Genomic DNA, 15,681 nt, shown 5'->3' with positions numbered 1-15,681 from the left:
GGACAGCGTCGAAGTCTATGCCTCGGGACTGACACTCTGCGGGCTGCCCCGCGTACCTTCATGCGAAGAACACGGGCACTCCCGAGCGCCGTCGAACGTTGGGCGTGAGGGAAGATCCGCCCACCATGTCAGCACCGCCATGTCACGCTCCACCCGTACCAGGAGGCACCCAGCGATGTCGGTTCCGCAGCTCAATGACGAGCACCGCGGCGAGGAGATCCTCGCCGTCTTCGACACCGCCTTCGGCGAGCTCCTGGCCGCCGACCCGGCCGCGTTCCGCGTGAAGTTCCGGAAGATGGCGGCCTCCGCGTTCGCGTTCTACCGCGGCACGGCGTGCCTCTTCTACCACGACATCGACGCCGAGAAGCGGGGCGGGCCCTACCTGGACGATCGGACGTCCCGGGTGTGGATCCACGGCGACCTGCACGCGGAGAACTTCGGCACGTACATGGACTCCCAGGGCCGCCTGATCTTCAACGTCAACGACTTCGACGAGGCGTACGTCGGCCCCTTCACCTGGGACCTCAAGCGCCTCGCCGCCTCCGTGGCGCTGATGGGGTACGCGAAGGCGCTCAGCGACGAGCAGATCACCGAGCTGGTGCAGGTGTACGCGGGCGCGTACCGCGAGCGGATCCACGCCCTGGCCACCGGCGCCAAGAGCGACGAGGTGCCGCCCTTCACCCTGGACACCGCCCAGGGCCCGCTCCTGGACGCCCTGCGCGACGCCCGCTCCCTCACCCGCTTCGGACTGCTCGAGTCGATGACGGGGATCCGCGACTTCGAGCGCCGCTTCGCGCCCGGCGGCGGCTCGATCGAGCTGGACGCGGCCACGCGTTACAAGGTGCTGGCGGCCTTCGACGGCTACCTGGAGACGCTCCCGGAGTCGTCGCTGGCCCGCCCGGACTCGTACCGCGTGAAGGACGTCGTCGGCCGCCGCGGCATCGGCATCGGCTCGGCGGGCCTGCCGTCGTACAACATCCTCCTTGAGGGCGCCACGGACGCCCTGGAGAACGATGTCGTGATCTACATCAAGCAGGCCCAGACGCCGGCCGTCTCCCGGCACATCACGGACCCGGTGATCCGCGACTACTTCCAGCACGAGGGCCACCGCACGGTGATCTCGCAGCGCGCCCTCCAGGCGCACGCAGACCCGTGGCTGGGCTGGACCGAGCTGGACGGCGCGGGCCAGCTGGTCGCCGAGGTCTCGCCGTACGCGGTGGATCTGGACTGGGGGGACATCGACGACCCGGAGGAGATCGCCCAGGTCGCCGCCGACCTGGGCCGGGCCACCGCCACCATGCACTCGGCGGCGGACGACACCTCCGGCGAGTCCCTGGTGCCGTTCTCCACCGAACGGGCCATCGACGCGGCGATCGCGGCCGACGAGGACGGTTTCGCGGGCCTGCTGGTCGACTTCGCGCACGGCTACGGCGCACGCGCGCGTGCCGACCACCAGATCTTCGTGGACCTGTTCCGCAACAGCCGGATTCCGGGTCTCTAACAGTCCGCTGTCGATCAGCCGCCTCACAGGGACCCTTTAGGGGTCCCTTACCGACCCACGTGACAGACTCTCCTTAGCTATGGACATATCCGGGACCCAGCTCAGAGCCGTACGCGCGGCGCTGTTCACGGCAGTCGTCGTGACGCTCAGCACCGCGTCGCACGTCCTGCTGTCCAGGGTCCCGCTGCCGCTGAACACGGTGGCCGTGATCGCCGTCGCCGTGTTCGTCCTCGCCTACGCCCTGGCCGGCCGCGAGCGCGGCTTCGGCCGGATCGCCGCCCTGCTGATCCCGCTGGAGCTGGCCGCCGACACCGTCTTCACCACCGGGCAGCACGTCTGCTACGGCGCGGCCGGCGGCCCGGTCGCGGGCCCGCTGCGCTCCTTCGGATTCGACGTGCTGTGCGGCGACGGCACCAGCGTGGGCGCCCCGCTGGCGAGGGTGACGGGCACCGACACCGACCGGCTCGGCGGTCTGCTCGCCCATGCCGACCCGGCGACCGCCTGGCTGCTGCTCGGCGCGCACGTCGGCGTGGGTCTCCTCGCCGCCGCCTGGCTGCGCCGCGGCGAGCGGGCACTGGCCCAGTTGCTGCGGGCGGTGGCCGCGACCACGTTCCGGCCACTGCTGCTGGCGGTCGCCGCGGTGACGGTCCGGCCGGCTTCCGAGGTGGGCCGCCCGCGGCGCCCCGCCCGCCGTACGACCACCGCGCGCGAGCGGTTCCTCGTGCACTCCCTGGGACGGCGTGGACCGCCGTGCTCGGTCGCTTTCGCCTGAACAAGCGCTGAACGCACCTGAGCACCACCAGTCCCCCATATGTATCCCCGCACACCACGTGTGCGCGTCCCCTTACGGAGATCACCCATGAGCAAGCGGAACAGCCAGGCCGCGAAGAGCGCCGCCCGCGAGCGGCTGCGCCAGGAGCGCGAGCGCCAGGCCAAGCGCGACAAGATCAAGCGGCAGGTCATCGTGGCCGGCTCCATAGTCGGCGTCCTGGCGATAGCAGGCGGCATCAGCTACGCGGTCGTCCAGGGCAACAAGCCCGGCTACTGGGAGGCCGCGAAGGACGACAAGCTCGTCAAGCCGGCCAACACCACCGGCGAGAACGGCACGACCGTCGTCATCGGCAAGAGCAGCGCCAAGAAGACCCTCGAGATGTACGAGGACCCGCGCTGCCCGGTCTGCGCCCAGTTCGAGCAGACCGTCGGCTCGACCCTGGACAAGGACGTCGAGGACGGCAAGTTCAAGGTCCAGTACATCGGCGCCACGTTCCTCGACAACGGCCTGGGCGGCGAGGGCTCGAAGAACGCGCTCAGCGCCCTGGGAGCCGCGCTCAACGTCAGCCCCGAGGCCTTCCTCCAGTACAAGACCGCGATGTACTCGGCGAAGTGGCACCCGGAGGAGTCCGACGACAAGTTCAAGGACGACGACTACCTCATCGAGATCGCGGACACCGTCTCCGCCCTGAAGGGCAACACGAAGTTCCAGAACGCCGTGAAGAACGGCACCTACGACAAGTGGGCGCTGGAGATGTCCGCGAAGTTCGACGACAGCGGTGTGCAGGGCACCCCGACCCTGAAGATGGACGGCAAGACGCTGACCGCCCCCGGCAGCAAGAACGCGCCGATGACGGTCGCCGACTTCAACACGGCGATCGAGGCGGCCCTCAAGGCCTGAACCGACCTTCAGTAGAAGAGCGGGCGAACTTTTACAGTTCGCCCGCTCTTTTATCGTACTGGTCAGTAATCTGATCGCCCGTGACCAGTCGATACAGATCATCCGAAAGCGCCAACTCCACGTCCGACAGCGCCTCCTCGCCGTCCGCGAGCGCCGACTCGCTGTCCCCGCGCCGCCGTACGGTCGTCAAGGCCGCGGCCGCCACCGCCGTCCTGGCCGGCCCGCTCACCGCCGCCCTGCCCGCCCGGGCCGCCGACGCCGCCCCCGCCTTCCTGCACGGCGCCGCCTCCGGCGACCCGCTGCCCGACGGCATCCTGCTGTGGACCCGCGTCACGCCCACCGCCGAGGCGACACCCGGCTCCGGGCTCGGCCCCACCACCGAGGTCGAATGGGTCATCGCCAAGGACAAGGCGCTGACGAACATCGTCGCCAAGGGCTCCGTCACCGCGACCGCCGCCTCCGACCACACCGTCAAGGCCGATGTGCGCGGCCTGGAGCCGGCCACCGACTACTGGTTCCGCTTCTCGGCCGGCGGCACCGACTCCCCGGTGGCGCGTACCCGCACCGCGCCGGCGGCGGACGCGTCCGTGGCCAACCTCCGCTTCGGCGTGGTCTCCTGCTCCAACTGGGAGGCCGGCCACTTCTCGTCGTACCGCCATCTCGCGGCCCGGGGCGACCTGGACGCCTGGCTGCACCTGGGCGACTACGTCTACGAGTACGGCACCGGCGAGTACGGCACACGCGACACCGTCGTACGGCCGCACGCACCCACGCACGAGATCCTCACCCTCGCCGACTACCGCACCCGGCACGGCCGTTACAAGACAGACCCGGACCTGAAGGCCCTGCACGCCGCCGCCCCGGTCGTCGCCATCTGGGACGACCACGAGTTCGCCAACGACGCCTGGACGGGCGGCGCCGAGAACCACACCGAGGGCGCCGAGGGCGCCTGGTCCGCCCGTCAGGCCGCCGCCAAGCAGGCCTACTTCGAGTGGATGCCGGTGCGCACGGCGGTCGCGGGCACCACCTACCGGCGGCTGCGCTTCGGCAAGCTCGCCGACCTCTCGCTCCTGGACCTGCGCTCCTTCCGCTCGCAGCAGGTCGCCGTGGGCAACGGCTCGGTCGACGACCCGGAGCGTACGCTCACCGGGCGCGCCCAACTCGACTGGCTGAAGTCGGGCCTGAAGGCGTCCGACACCACCTGGCGGCTGGTGGGCAACTCGGTGATGATCTCGCCGTTCGCGATCGGCTCGCTCACCGCGGATCTGCTCAAGCCACTCGCCGAGCTGCTGGGCCTGCCCAAGGAGGGACTCGCCCTCAACACCGACCAGTGGGACGGCTACACGGACGACCGTCGGGAACTTCTCGCGCACCTGCGCTCGAACGCCATCCGCAACACGGTCTTCCTGACCGGCGACATCCACATGGCGTGGGCCAACGACGTGCCGGTGGACGCCGGTACGTACCCGCTGTCCGCCTCGGCCGCCACGGAGTTCGTGGTCACCTCGGTCACCTCGGACAACCTCGACGACATCGTGAAAGCCCCCGAGGGCACGATCTCCGCCGTCGCCGCGCCGATCATCAAGGCCGCCAACCGGCACGTCCGCTGGGTCGACACCGACCGCCACGGCTACGGCGTCCTGGACATCACCGCCGACCGCGCGCAGATGGACTACTACGTCCTGTCCGACCGCACGAAGCCGGACGCGACCTCGTCCTGGGCCCGTTCGTACCGCACACGCAGCGGCACGCAGAAAGTGGAACGCGCCTACGACCCCGTCTAGAGCGTTTCGAGGAAGCCGAGCGCCACCCGCCAGGTGGCCTCGGCGGCCTCCTCGTCGTAGTCCGGCAGGTCGGGGTCGGTGTACAGGTGGCCGGCCCCGGCGTATCTGTACACCTCCACGTCCGCACCCGCTCTGCCCATCTGGAGATACCAGGCGCTCAGCCAGTCGTCCGTCTCGAACGGATCCGGCTCGGCGACATGCAGCTGCACGGGCAGCTCGTCCACGCTCGCGTTCGGCGCGATGTCCGACGTGCCGTGCAGAAGCAGCAGCCCGCGGGCCTTGTCGTCGCCGAGCGCGAGGGTCTGGGCGATGGAGGCGCCGAGCGAGAACCCGGCGTACACCAGCCCGCGCTCCGAGTAGGGCGCGGCGGCCAGGACGGCCCGCTTGAGCAGCTCGTCCTTGCCGACCTCGTCATGGAAGGCCATGCCCTCCTCGACCGTCTCGAACGTTCGACCCTCGAGGAGGTCCGGCGTCCACACCTCGTGCCCCGCGGCACGCAGCCGGTCCGCGGCCGCGCGCACCGCGGGCCTGAGGCCATAGGTCGAGTGAAAGAGCATGATGTTCATGAGGCCATGGTGCCAGCCGGGTACGACAGCGCAGGTCCCGGCGCGGGGGCCGCGGCCGTACCCACCTTGAGCGCGAAGTCACATGTTCATGCCCGCCCGGGGGCGGTTACGTTCGAGGGCATGGAGAACCTACTCCGCCCACTGATCGTGGTCGGCGGCGCGGTCGCGGTCACACTGGTCATCGGCTGGATCACCGACCGTCTGCTGTGCAAGGCCGACGAACGGCATCACGAGACCCCGCTGTGGGGTCTACTGCGCCGGGGCCGTATCCCGTACCAGCTCGTGCTGTGCGCGGCGATGCTGAGAGCGTCGTACGACGAGACGAAGCTGTTGGAGCGGCACAGCGCCGCCGTCGGCCGGACGCTCACGCTCGTGCTGATCGGGGCCACCGCCTGGTTGGTGATCCGCATCGCGGGCGCGATAGTCGAGACGACGTACACGAGTTACGCCCGCGCCCACCGCGACCCGGCCCGGCTACGGCGTGTGCGTACGCAGGTGTCGCTGATCATGCGGGTGGTCTCCGCTGTCGTCGGCGTGGTGGCGGTGGCGGCGATGCTGCTGACCTTCCCGGCGTTCCGCGCGGCGGGCGCCTCGCTGCTGGCCTCGGCCGGAATCCTGGGCATCGTCGCCGGCGTGGCCGCCCAGTCGACGCTCGGCAACATGTTCGCCGGGCTGCAGATCGCCTTCGGCGACATGGTGCGCATCGGCGACACGGTCGTGGTGGACGGCGAGTGGGGCACGGTCGAGGAGATCACGCTGACGTTCCTGACCGTACGGACCTGGGACGAGCGCCGGATCACCATGCCGGTCTCGTACTTCACGTCCAAGCCCTTCGAGAACTGGTCACGCGGCACCCCCCAGATGACCGGGACCGTCTTCTGGCACGTCGATCACTCGGCACCCCTGGACGCGATGCGCGAGAAGCTGCGCGACTTCCTGCGCGAGTGTCCGGCCTGGGACGGCCGCGCCTACGGCCTGGACGTCACGGACACCACCCCGAACACCATGCAGGTACGGGCCCTGGCGACCGCCAAGGACGCCGACGACATCTGGACGGTACGGGTCACGATCCGCGAGCGAATGATCAGCTGGCTGGCCGACGAACACCCGTACGCCCTCCCCCGCGTCAACACGGCGGAAGCGTCCCTCCCCCCGAACCGCACGAACGGCCACCCGTCCTCCGACGGGGCATCCCCGCGCCGGGCATACGAGCCGCCGAGAGCGGACCGCTGAGGCAGGACGAAGGCGAGACCGGCGGCCGCCAACGGCGATCAACCCCCAGAGGAGAGTCCAGCCCCTCGACCAACTGGAAACGGGTGGTGCGTGGGTGGGAGACCAACCAACGAGAACCCTCACACCCCCGCACCCCCCGACTCACCGCAAACTCCGCACATCAAGGTGCCGCAACACCCGATCCACCACCTCCGGATCGGCTCCCGCCTCACCCCGCGCCGCCAACACCTCATGCCGCGCCGCGCTCAACATCTCCCCCTGAATCCGCCGCACCCGCTTCAGCCTGCGCACCCGCTTGTCATGCGCCTCCCGCCGCTCGTCCTCCCCCACGTCCGGACTGATCCGCACCCCGATGTCGAAGGCCCGCCGAAGCATCTGCTCGGACAGTTCCTCCGGCAACTCCTCCACGGCCTCGATCTCCCGCAGCCTCCGCTTCGCGGCCTTCGCCGCCCGCAGCGCCAGCGCCTTCTCGAACTCCTTCTCGCGATCCGTGTCGGCCCGCACCCCGAGCCGTTTCACCAGCCACGGCAGGGTCAGCCCCTGCAACACCAGCGTCGCCATGATCACTCCGAAGGCGATGAAGACGATCTCGTCGCGGTCCGGAAAGGCCGCCCCCTCATCGGTCTTCAACGGAATCGCCAGCGCCAGCGCCACCGAGGCCACTCCCCGCATCCCCGACCACCACATGACGACGGTCTCCCGCCAGCTCACCGGAATGTCCTCGTCGTGGTCCCGCTTCGCGTGCATCCGCCGGGCGAGCCAGGTGGCCGGCAGCAACCACGCCAGCCGCACCAGCACCACCACCCCCACGATCGCCGCCGCCCACCCGAGCATCTCCCCCCACCGCCCGGACGCCGTCCGGACCGCGTGGTGCAGCTCCAGCCCGATCAGCCCGAACGCGACCCCGGTGACCAGCGTGTCGACGATGCCCCAGAACGTGTGCCCGGCGAGCCGCGTCATCACGTCGTCGGGATCGGTGGCGTACTCGGCGAGGAACAGTGCGGTGGTCAGCACGGCGAGCACCCCGGACCCGTGGAACTCCTCCGCCAGCACGTACGAGGCGTACGGCACCAGCAGCGTGAGCGAGATCTGCAGGGTCGCGTCCCCCAGCAGATCCATCAGCTTGTTGGCACCCCAGCCCAGCGCCAGCCCGACCGCCACCGCCACCACGGCGGACAGCACCAGGTCGAGCCCCGCCTCCCACGGCGAGAAGGTCCCGCTCACGGCCGCGGCGATCGCCACGTGGTACAGCACGATGGCCGTGACGTCGTTGAAGAGCCCCTCGCCCTCCAGGATGGACACCAGCCGGCGCGGCAGCCCGAGCTGCCCGGCGACAGCGGTCGCCGCGACCGGATCGGGCGGCGCGACCAGCGCGCCGAGCGCCACGGCGGCGGCGATCGGCAGCCCCGGCACGATCGCGTTCGCGACGGCGGCCACGCACACGGTGGTGACGAACACCAGCGCCACGGCCAGCAGGAAGATCGGCCGTCGGTTGGCCGCGAACTGCCGCCAGGACGTGCGTCGTACGGCGGCGTACAGCAGGGGCGGCAACAGCAGGGGCAGGATGAGGTCCGGCGGGATCGTGACGTTCGGCACGAAGTCGAGCAGCGCGAGGACGATTCCGAGGAGTGTCATCAGCACCGGCGCCGGCAGCCCCAGCCGGTCACCGACCGGAACGCTCACCACGGCCCCGAGCAACAGCACGAACAGCAGGGCCAACTGATCCACGGTCAACGCTCCGGGGGCGTATCGACGTTCTGGGCTACAGCACGCGCCGCATGGCCCGGTGCGGTATCCCGGCCTCCAGGTACTCCGGCCCGTACGCCGCGTACCCCAGCCGCTCGTAGAACCCCAGCGCGTGCGTCTGCGCGTGCAGGTCCACGGCCGCGAGCCCACGCGCGCGTGCCGCGTCCTCGATGGCGCGGACGAGGGCCGCCCCGACGCCGAGCCCGCGCGCGGCCTTCGTCACGGCGAGCCGTCCGAGGGAGCCGACGGCCTGGTCGCCGTCGGTCTTGGTGGCGGCCGCCTCGCCGTACAGCAGCCGCCCGGTCCCGAGCGGCATCCCGTCCTCCCGGACCGCCAGCACATGCAGGGCGACGGGGTCGTAGGCGTCGTAGTCGATGTCCTCGGGGACCCCCTGCTCGCCGACGAAGACCTCCTTGCGCACCGCGAAGCACGCCTCACGGTCGGCCAGGTCCTCGGCGACCCGCACGACGTACGGCCCGCTCATGCGTATGTCTCCTCGCGGACCTGGTCGAGGGCCTGCTGAAGGTCGTCCGGGTAGTCGCACGCGAACTCCGCCCACTGTCCGTCCCCGGGGTGCTCGAAGCCCAGCCGCACGGCGTGCAGCCACTGGCGGGTGAGGCGGAGCCGCTTGGCGAGCGTCGGGTCGGCGCCGTACGTCAGGTCACCGACGCACGGGTGGCGGTGGGCGGCCATGTGGACGCGGATCTGGTGGGTGCGGCCGGTCTCCAGCTTGACGTCGAGGAGGGAGGCCGCGCGGAAGGCCTCGATGAGGTCGTAGTGCGTGACGGACGGCTTGCCGTCGGCGGTGACCGCCCACTTGTAGTCGTGGTTCGGGTGGCGGCCGATGGGCGCGTCGATGGTGCCGCTGGTCGGGTCGGGGTGGCCCTGGACGAGCGTGTGGTACCGCTTGTCGACCGTGCGCTCCTTGAACTGGCGCTTGAGCGAGGTGTACGCGTACTCCGACTTGGCCACGACCATCAGGCCGGACGTGCCGACGTCGAGGCGGTGCACGATTCCCTGGCGCTCGGCGGCGCCGGAGGTGGAGATCCGGTAGCCGGCGGCGGCGAGCCCGCCGATGACCGTGGGTCCGCTCCAGCCGGGGCTGGGGTGCGCGGCCACGCCGACCGGCTTGACGATCACGACCACGTCATCGTCGTCGTGCACGATCTCCATGCCCTCGACCGGCTCGGCGACGATCTGCACCGGCGCGGGCGCCTGCGGCATCTCGACCTCCAGCCAGGCCCCGCCGCGCACGCGCTCCGACTTGCCGACCACCGATCCGTCGACCGTGACCTTCCCCGCGGCGGCGAGTTCGGCCGCCTTGGTCCGGGAGAAGCCGAACATGCGGGAGATGGCGGCGTCTACGCGCTCGCCCTCCAGGCCGTCGGGCACGGGCAGGTTACGGATCTCGGGAATGGTGCTCACCCGTCGAGTATGCCGGACGGGCCCGACGGCCCCGTACGGAGCCTGTGGAAAACCCTGCACGGGCCCGTCGCGGACTCAGTCCTTGTGGACGGTCCCGTCCGGGTCGAGGCCCTTGAACGACAGCAGCACGATCAGGATGCCACCGCACACGATCGCCGAGTCTGCGAGGTTGAAGACGGCGAAGTGCTTGGGCGCGATGAAGTCGACGACCGCGCCCTCGAAGACGCCCGGCGAGCGGAAGATCCGGTCGGTGAGGTTGCCGAGCGCGCCGCCGAGCAGCAGGCCGAGGGCGATCGCCCAGGGCAGGCTGTAGAGCTTGCGGGCGAGCCGGACGATCACCACGATCACCGCCGCGGCGATCACCGTGAAGATCACGGTGAAGGCCTCGCCGAAGCCGAAGGCGGCACCGGCGTTGCGGATGGCCTCGAACCTCAGCCAGTCCCCGATGATCTCGATCGGCGGGTGGTGTTCCAGCTTGGCGACCACGATCATCTTGCTGATCAGGTCGAGGGCGTACGCGAAGGCCGCGACGGCGAACAGGACGGCGATCCGCCGCTTGCCCCTGGGCCGCGCGCCGGCACTCTCCTGCCCGTCCGAACCGGATTCCGGCCCGGACGACTGCTCCGGCTCGGCCCCCGACCCCTCTGGGGTGTCCGGCGTACCGATGATGCGCTCCGCCTCTGCCACGTGAGTCCCTCAACCTAGTTACCTGACTGAGGACGAGAGTACGGCACGCCCACCAGCAAGCACCCGGGAACCGATCAGTACCGTCGCTCCTGCTTCTGCTTGCACTCGACGCACAGCGTGGCCCGTGGGAAGGCCTGCATGCGGGCCTTGCCGATGGGGTTGCCGCAGTTCTCGCACAGGCCGTACGTGCCCGCGTCGAGCCGTTCCAGGGCACGCTCGGTCTGGATCAGCATCTCGCGCGCGTTGGCCGCCAGGGCCATCTCGTGCTCACGGGTGATGTTCTTGGTCCCGGTGTCCGCCTGGTCGTCGCCGGCGCCGTCCCCGGAGTCCCGCATCAGGCCCACCAGGGATTCCTCGGACGAGGTGATCTCGTTGCTCAGCCGAGTCGCCTCGGACTGCAGTTCGGCGCGCGCTTCCTCGACCTCTTCCGGGGTCCAGGGGTCCTCACCGGGGCGCACCGCGAGCTCGCCGGGCTCCGCCGCGGCGATCCTTGCCTTGGGAACGGCGGTCTTCGCCGCCATGGCCGTGCCAGGAGTCTTCTTCGTAACCACCGTCGTGGCTCCCGTCTGCTCCGCGGCCTCGGCCGCGCCCGCCTTCTTGGCCGTGCTCTTCTTGGCCGCACTTTTGTGGGCCGCGCTCTTCGTAGAGGCGCGTTTCGTGGAGGCGCTCTTCGTAGGGGCGCTCTTCGTGGACGTGCCCTCAGGGACAGCTGTCTTCTTCACGACCACCTTCTTCGTGGCCGCCTCCTTCGTGGCCGCCTCCTTCGTGGCCGCCTCCTTTGTGGCCGCCGGCTTCTTCGCCACGGCGTTCTTCGCTACGGCCTTCTTTGCCGTTTCCTTCCTCCCGGCCGCCTCCTTGGCCGCCGTTCTCTCGGCCCCCTCCTCCGCGGCCGGCTTCTTGGAAGGAGCCGCATTGGAAGCCGTGACCTTCTTCGTGGCGGTCTTCTTCGCCGAGGCCGTCTTCCTGACCGGGGTCTTCTTCGCGGCAGCCTTCTTGGTGACCGCCTTCTTCGGGACGGCCTTCTTGGCTCCCGCGCCCGCGCTCCTGGGAGCCGCCTCCTTCTCGGCGGTCTTCTTCAGGGCGGTCTTCTTCGCCGCCGTACCCACCGTCTTCACGGCCTTGGCCGCCCGCTTGGCCGAAGCCCCCTGCGTGCTCTTCTTCCCGCCCACGTCCTTGGCCGCACCGCCGGAGGCATGTGTGGACCTGCCGGACGCCGACTGCTGTACGGCGGTCTTCTTCGCCACCATGGTCGCGGCCCCTTCACATATTGTGATCTTGCTCGCGAATCGTGCTGGGACGATAAATCGACTTGAGTCCCGCGGCAACGGGGCGCACCGCCCGATTCGCCCGCCTCGCGGATGCCGCGCGACAAACCTGCATGCGTTGTGCCCAGCTCCCCGCCAGGTAATCCGCCGGGCCGGACGTCCCAGAATCCGAACACGTGCACCACCCCATTCGGGTCATCACACGCCCTCCGCGCCCACCGCCCCGCGCCGCCGGAAAACCGGTCGGCCGCTGTCCTCGCGGCGCCGTACACTGGGCGGAGCGAAAAGCGTGGATGGGGACGAGTAGCGGCGTACGCAGCCCAGAGCGACCCGGGGACGGTGGAAGCCCGGGGGCGAGCGCGACGTGAAGATCACCCCGGAGCCGCCGGAAGAAAGCCGCAGCCGAACGGCGGCGGTCGGTAGAACCGGCATCGCGACCCCAATGAGGGGGCTCACCGGCGTGGACGACGCACCGGGGAGCCAAGGAGGGTGGTACCGCGGGAGCGCGCCGAAGACGGCGTAGGAAATCACGTAGCTCTCGTCCCTCCGGACGGAAGGCAGCAAGTCCGCCGGAGGAAGCTCGCTGATGACAACGCCGACGTACCGCCAGGTGCCCGCCCAGGTCGACCTGCCCGCGCTCGAGCACGCCGTGCTCGACTTCTGGCGCGAGCAGAAGATCTTCGCCAAGAGCCTGGAGCAGTCCGAGGGCCGCCCCGAGTGGGTGTTCTACGAGGGCCCGCCCACCGCCAACGGCATGCCGGGCGCCCACCACATCGAGGCGCGCGTCTTCAAGGACGTCTTCCCCCGCTTCCGCACCATGCGCGGCCACCACGTGGCCCGCAAGGCCGGCTGGGACTGCCACGGCCTGCCGGTGGAGCTGGCGGTGGAGAAGGAGCTCGGCTTCAGCGGCAAGCAGGACATCGAGGCGTACGGCATCGCCGAGTTCAACGCCAAGTGCCGCGAGTCCGTGACCCGGCACACCGACGCCTTCGCGGAGCTGACGACCCGCATGGGCTACTGGGTCGACCTCGACGACGCCTACCGGACCATGGACCCGGAGTACGTCGAGTCGGTCTGGTGGTCGCTCAAGGAGATCTTCGGCAAGGGCCTGCTGGTGCAGGACCACCGCGTGGCCCCCTGGTGCCCCCGCTGCGGCACCGGCCTGTCGGACCACGAGCTGGCTCAGGGCTACGAGACGGTCGTGGACCCGTCCGTGTACGTCCGTTTCCCGCTCACCTCCGGTCCGCTCGCCGGCGAGGCCGCGCTCCTGGTGTGGACGACCACGCCCTGGACGCTGGTCTCCAACACGGCGGTCGCCGCCCATCCCGAGGTCACCTACGTCGTCACGACGAACGGCGAGGAGAAGCTCGTCGTCGCCGAACCGCTCGTCGCCAAGGCGCTCGGCGAGGGCTGGGAGACCACCGGTCAGACCTTCACCGGCGCCGAGATGGAGCGCTGGACCTACCAGCGTCCGTTCGAGCTCGTCGAGTTCCCGGCAGCGGCCCACTTCGTGGTCAACGCCGAGTACGTCACCACCGAGGACGGCACCGGTCTCGTCCACCAGTCCCCCGCCTTCGGTGAGGACGACCTCAAGGTCTGCCGCGCCTACGGCCTGCCGGTCGTGAACCCGGTCCGTCCCGATGGCACGTTCGAGGAGGACGTCCCCCTGGTCGGCGGCGTCTTCTTCAAGAAGGCGGACGAAAAGCTCACCGAAGATCTCCAGCAGCGCGGTCTCCTCCTCAAGCACATCCCGTACGAGCACAGCTACCCGCACTGCTGGCGCTGCCACACCGCGCTCCTCTACTACGCGCAGCCGTCCTGGTACATCCGCACCACGGCCATCAAGGACCGCCTCCTCCAGGAGAACGAGAACACCAACTGGTTCCCGGACACGGTCAAGAACGGCCGGTACGGCGACTGGCTGAACAACAACATCGACTGGGCGCTGTCCCGCAACCGCTACTGGGGCACCCCGCTGCCGATCTGGCGCTGCGAGGACGACCACCTCACCTGCGTCGGCTCGCTCACCGAGCTGACCGAGCTGACCGGCACCGACCAGTCCGGCCTGGACCCGCACCGCCCGTACATCGACAAGGTCACCTTCGCGTGCCCCCAGTGCGAGAAGACGGCGACGCGTGTGCCGGAGGTCATCGACGCCTGGTACGACTCGGGGTCGATGCCGTTCGCGCAGTGGGGCTACCCGTACAAGAACAAGGAACTGTTCGAGTCCCGCTACCCGGCGCAGTTCATCAGCGAGGCCATCGACCAGACGCGAGGCTGGTTCTACACGCTGATGGCCGTCGGCACCCTGGTCTTCGACAAGTCGTCGTACGAGAACGTCGTCTGCCTCGGTCACATCCTCGCCGAGGACGGCCGCAAGATGTCCAAGCACCTGGGCAACACCCTTGAGCCGATCCCGCTCATGGACCGGCACGGCGCGGACGCGGTCCGCTGGTTCATGGCGGCCGGCGGCTCCCCGTGGGCGGCACGCCGCGTGGGCCACGGCACGATCCAGGAGGTGGTGAGGAAGACGCTCCTCACCTACTGGAACACGGTCGCGTTCCAGGCTCTGTACGCGCGCACGTCCGACTGGGCCCCGTCCGAGGCGGACCCGGCCCCGGCGGACCGCCCGCTGCTGGACCGCTGGCTGCTCAGCGAGTTGCACGCGCTGGTGGACCAGGTCACCCAGTCCCTGGAGGCGTACGACACCCAGCGCGCCGGCAAGCTGCTCTCGGCGTTCGTCGACGACCTGTCCAACTGGTACGTACGCCGCTCCCGTCGCCGCTTCTGGCAGGGCGACAAGGCGGCACTGCGCACGCTGCACGAGGTCGTCGAGACGGTCACCAAGCTGATGGCCCCGCTGACGCCGTTCATCACGGAGCGGGTCTGGCAGGACCTGGTCGTGCCGGTCACCCCGGGCGCCCCGGAGTCGGTGCACCTGGCGTCCTGGCCGGAGGCTGACCTGACGGCGATCGACCCCGAGCTGTCGAAGCAGATGGTTCTGGTACGGCGGCTGGTGGAGCTGGGCCGTGCCACGCGCGCGGAGTCGGGCGTGAAGACGCGTCAGCCGCTGAAGCGGGCGCTGGTGGCGGCGACGGGCTTCGGCTCCCTCAACCCCGAGCTGCACACGCAGCTCACGGAAGAGCTGAACGTGGAGGGGCTGGCGTCTCTCAGCGAGGTCGGCGGCAGCCTGGTCGACACCACGGCCAAGGCCAACTTCCGTGCGCTGGGCAAGCGGTTCGGAAAGAAGGTCCAGGACGTGGCGAAGGCGATCGCGAACGCGGATGCGGCCGCCCTTTCCCTGGCACTGCGTGAGGGCACGGCGTCGGTGGAGGTGGACGGTGAGACGGTCACCCTCGCTCCCGACGAGGTGATCATCACGGAGACGCCGCGCGAGGGCTGGTCGGTGGCGTCCGACTCCGGCGCGACGGTCGCCCTGGACCTGGAGATCACGGAGGAGCTGCGGCGGGCGGGCCTGGCCCGTGACGCGATCCGCCTGATCCAGGAGGCCCGCAAGAACAGTGGCCTGGACGTGGCCGACCGCATCGCGCTGCGCTGGACCGCGACGGACCCGGCGGTGACCGCGGCCCTGTCCGAGCACGCCGGTCTGATCGCCGAAGAGGTCCTGTCAACGGACTTCGCCCAGGGCGAGGCGGACGACAGCTACGGCGCCCCGTTCACCGACACCGGCTTGACCCTGACGTTCCGCCTCCGCAAGGCGTAGCTCTCTACAACGCCGTCGGGGGGGGGGGGCGGGGCGGGGGCACCGCCCGCCACCCCGCCGCGCGGGCCGCAGGGGGGC

Annotated in this window: 12 protein-coding genes; 6 read left to right on the top strand and 6 right to left on the bottom strand. The window is 70.1% G+C overall.

The window, feature by feature from the left end; all coding sequences use genetic code 11:
• Positions 1 to 175 precede the first annotated feature (175 nt).
• The 4 genes from ABT063_RS12975 to ABT063_RS12960 all read left to right on the top strand — a co-directional run bounded on the left by ABT063_RS12975 (position 176) and on the right by ABT063_RS12960 (position 4,957).
• Complete coding sequence (locus tag ABT063_RS12975; RefSeq protein ID WP_351057318.1) at positions 176 to 1,501, top strand: DUF2252 domain-containing protein; 1,326 nt, start codon at positions 176 to 178, stop codon at positions 1,499 to 1,501.
• A gap of 79 nt (positions 1,502 to 1,580) precedes the next feature.
• Positions 1,581 to 2,273, top strand: coding sequence for a hypothetical protein (locus ABT063_RS12970; RefSeq protein WP_351057317.1), 693 nt, complete (start codon positions 1,581 to 1,583; stop codon positions 2,271 to 2,273).
• An 87-nt stretch (positions 2,274 to 2,360) separates the two neighbouring features.
• The gene (locus tag ABT063_RS12965; RefSeq protein ID WP_351057316.1) at positions 2,361 to 3,173 is read left to right on the top strand and encodes a thioredoxin domain-containing protein; all 813 of its coding nucleotides are present in this window, start codon (positions 2,361 to 2,363) and stop codon (positions 3,171 to 3,173) included.
• A gap of 80 nt (positions 3,174 to 3,253) precedes the next feature.
• The gene (locus ABT063_RS12960) at positions 3,254 to 4,957 is read left to right on the top strand and encodes an alkaline phosphatase D family protein (RefSeq protein WP_502990806.1); all 1,704 of its coding nucleotides are present in this window, start codon (positions 3,254 to 3,256) and stop codon (positions 4,955 to 4,957) included.
• Here the strand turns inward: ABT063_RS12960 and ABT063_RS12955 are convergent.
• Positions 4,954 to 5,523 (bottom strand): dienelactone hydrolase family protein, encoded by a 570-nt coding sequence (locus ABT063_RS12955; RefSeq protein ID WP_351057315.1) that lies wholly within the window; start codon positions 5,521 to 5,523, stop codon positions 4,954 to 4,956. The genes ABT063_RS12960 and ABT063_RS12955 overlap by 4 nt on opposite strands.
• 120 nt (positions 5,524 to 5,643) lie before the next feature.
• On the opposite strand from ABT063_RS12955, the gene ABT063_RS12950 reads away from it, so the two are divergent.
• Positions 5,644 to 6,756, top strand: a complete 1,113-nt coding sequence (locus ABT063_RS12950) for a mechanosensitive ion channel family protein (RefSeq protein WP_351057313.1) — start codon at positions 5,644 to 5,646, stop codon at positions 6,754 to 6,756.
• Between the two features lie 141 nt (positions 6,757 to 6,897).
• Here the strand turns inward: ABT063_RS12950 and ABT063_RS12945 are convergent, their stop codons facing one another.
• From ABT063_RS12945 to ABT063_RS12925, 5 genes are all read right to left on the bottom strand, one after another.
• A complete protein-coding gene (locus tag ABT063_RS12945; protein ID WP_351057312.1) occupies positions 6,898 to 8,484 on the bottom strand; it encodes a Na+/H+ antiporter in 1,587 nt (528 codons plus the stop codon).
• 34 nt (positions 8,485 to 8,518) lie between these two features.
• Positions 8,519 to 8,986 (bottom strand): GNAT family N-acetyltransferase, encoded by a 468-nt coding sequence (locus ABT063_RS12940; RefSeq protein ID WP_351057311.1) that lies wholly within the window; start codon positions 8,984 to 8,986, stop codon positions 8,519 to 8,521.
• Positions 8,983 to 9,927, bottom strand: coding sequence for an RluA family pseudouridine synthase (locus ABT063_RS12935; protein ID WP_351057309.1), 945 nt, complete (start codon positions 9,925 to 9,927; stop codon positions 8,983 to 8,985). The genes ABT063_RS12940 and ABT063_RS12935 overlap by 4 nt, the downstream gene beginning before the upstream one ends.
• 75 nt (positions 9,928 to 10,002) lie before the next feature.
• On the bottom strand, positions 10,003 to 10,614 hold the full coding sequence (gene lspA / locus ABT063_RS12930) for a signal peptidase II (protein ID WP_351057307.1): 612 nt from the start codon (positions 10,612 to 10,614) through the stop codon (positions 10,003 to 10,005).
• Positions 10,615 to 10,688: 74 nt separating this feature from the next.
• Positions 10,689 to 11,861 (bottom strand): TraR/DksA family transcriptional regulator, encoded by a 1,173-nt coding sequence (locus ABT063_RS12925; RefSeq protein ID WP_351057306.1) that lies wholly within the window; start codon positions 11,859 to 11,861, stop codon positions 10,689 to 10,691.
• A gap of 604 nt (positions 11,862 to 12,465) precedes the next feature.
• Here ABT063_RS12925 and ileS point away from each other — a divergent pair.
• Positions 12,466 to 15,603 carry an isoleucine--tRNA ligase gene (gene ileS, locus ABT063_RS12920; RefSeq protein WP_351057305.1) on the top strand — a complete coding sequence of 1,046 codons (3,138 nt, stop codon included), beginning with the start codon at positions 12,466 to 12,468 and terminating at the stop codon, positions 15,601 to 15,603.
• Positions 15,604 to 15,681 lie beyond the last annotated feature (78 nt).

The organism is Streptomyces sp. NPDC002838, from assembly GCF_040295365.1.
Taxonomy (GTDB): domain Bacteria; phylum Actinomycetota; class Actinomycetes; order Streptomycetales; family Streptomycetaceae; genus Streptomyces.
Note: the sequence above shows the minus strand (reverse complement) of the source record. Positions and strands in the feature narration are given on the sequence as shown.

Coding starts and splice junctions, on each gene's coding strand:
- ABT063_RS12975 (WP_351057318.1), top strand. CDS start 176: ATGTCGGTTCCGCAGCTCAATGACGAGCACCGCGGCGAGGAGATCCTC.
- ABT063_RS12970 (WP_351057317.1), top strand. CDS start 1,581: ATGGACATATCCGGGACCCAGCTCAGAGCCGTACGCGCGGCGCTGTTC.
- ABT063_RS12965 (WP_351057316.1), top strand. CDS start 2,361: ATGAGCAAGCGGAACAGCCAGGCCGCGAAGAGCGCCGCCCGCGAGCGG.
- ABT063_RS12955 (WP_351057315.1), bottom strand. CDS start 5,523: ATGAACATCATGCTCTTTCACTCGACCTATGGCCTCAGGCCCGCGGTG.
- ABT063_RS12950 (WP_351057313.1), top strand. CDS start 5,644: ATGGAGAACCTACTCCGCCCACTGATCGTGGTCGGCGGCGCGGTCGCG.
- ABT063_RS12940 (WP_351057311.1), bottom strand. CDS start 8,986: ATGAGCGGGCCGTACGTCGTGCGGGTCGCCGAGGACCTGGCCGACCGT.
- ABT063_RS12925 (WP_351057306.1), bottom strand. CDS start 11,861: ATGGTGGCGAAGAAGACCGCCGTACAGCAGTCGGCGTCCGGCAGGTCC.
- ileS (WP_351057305.1), top strand. CDS start 12,466: ATGACAACGCCGACGTACCGCCAGGTGCCCGCCCAGGTCGACCTGCCC.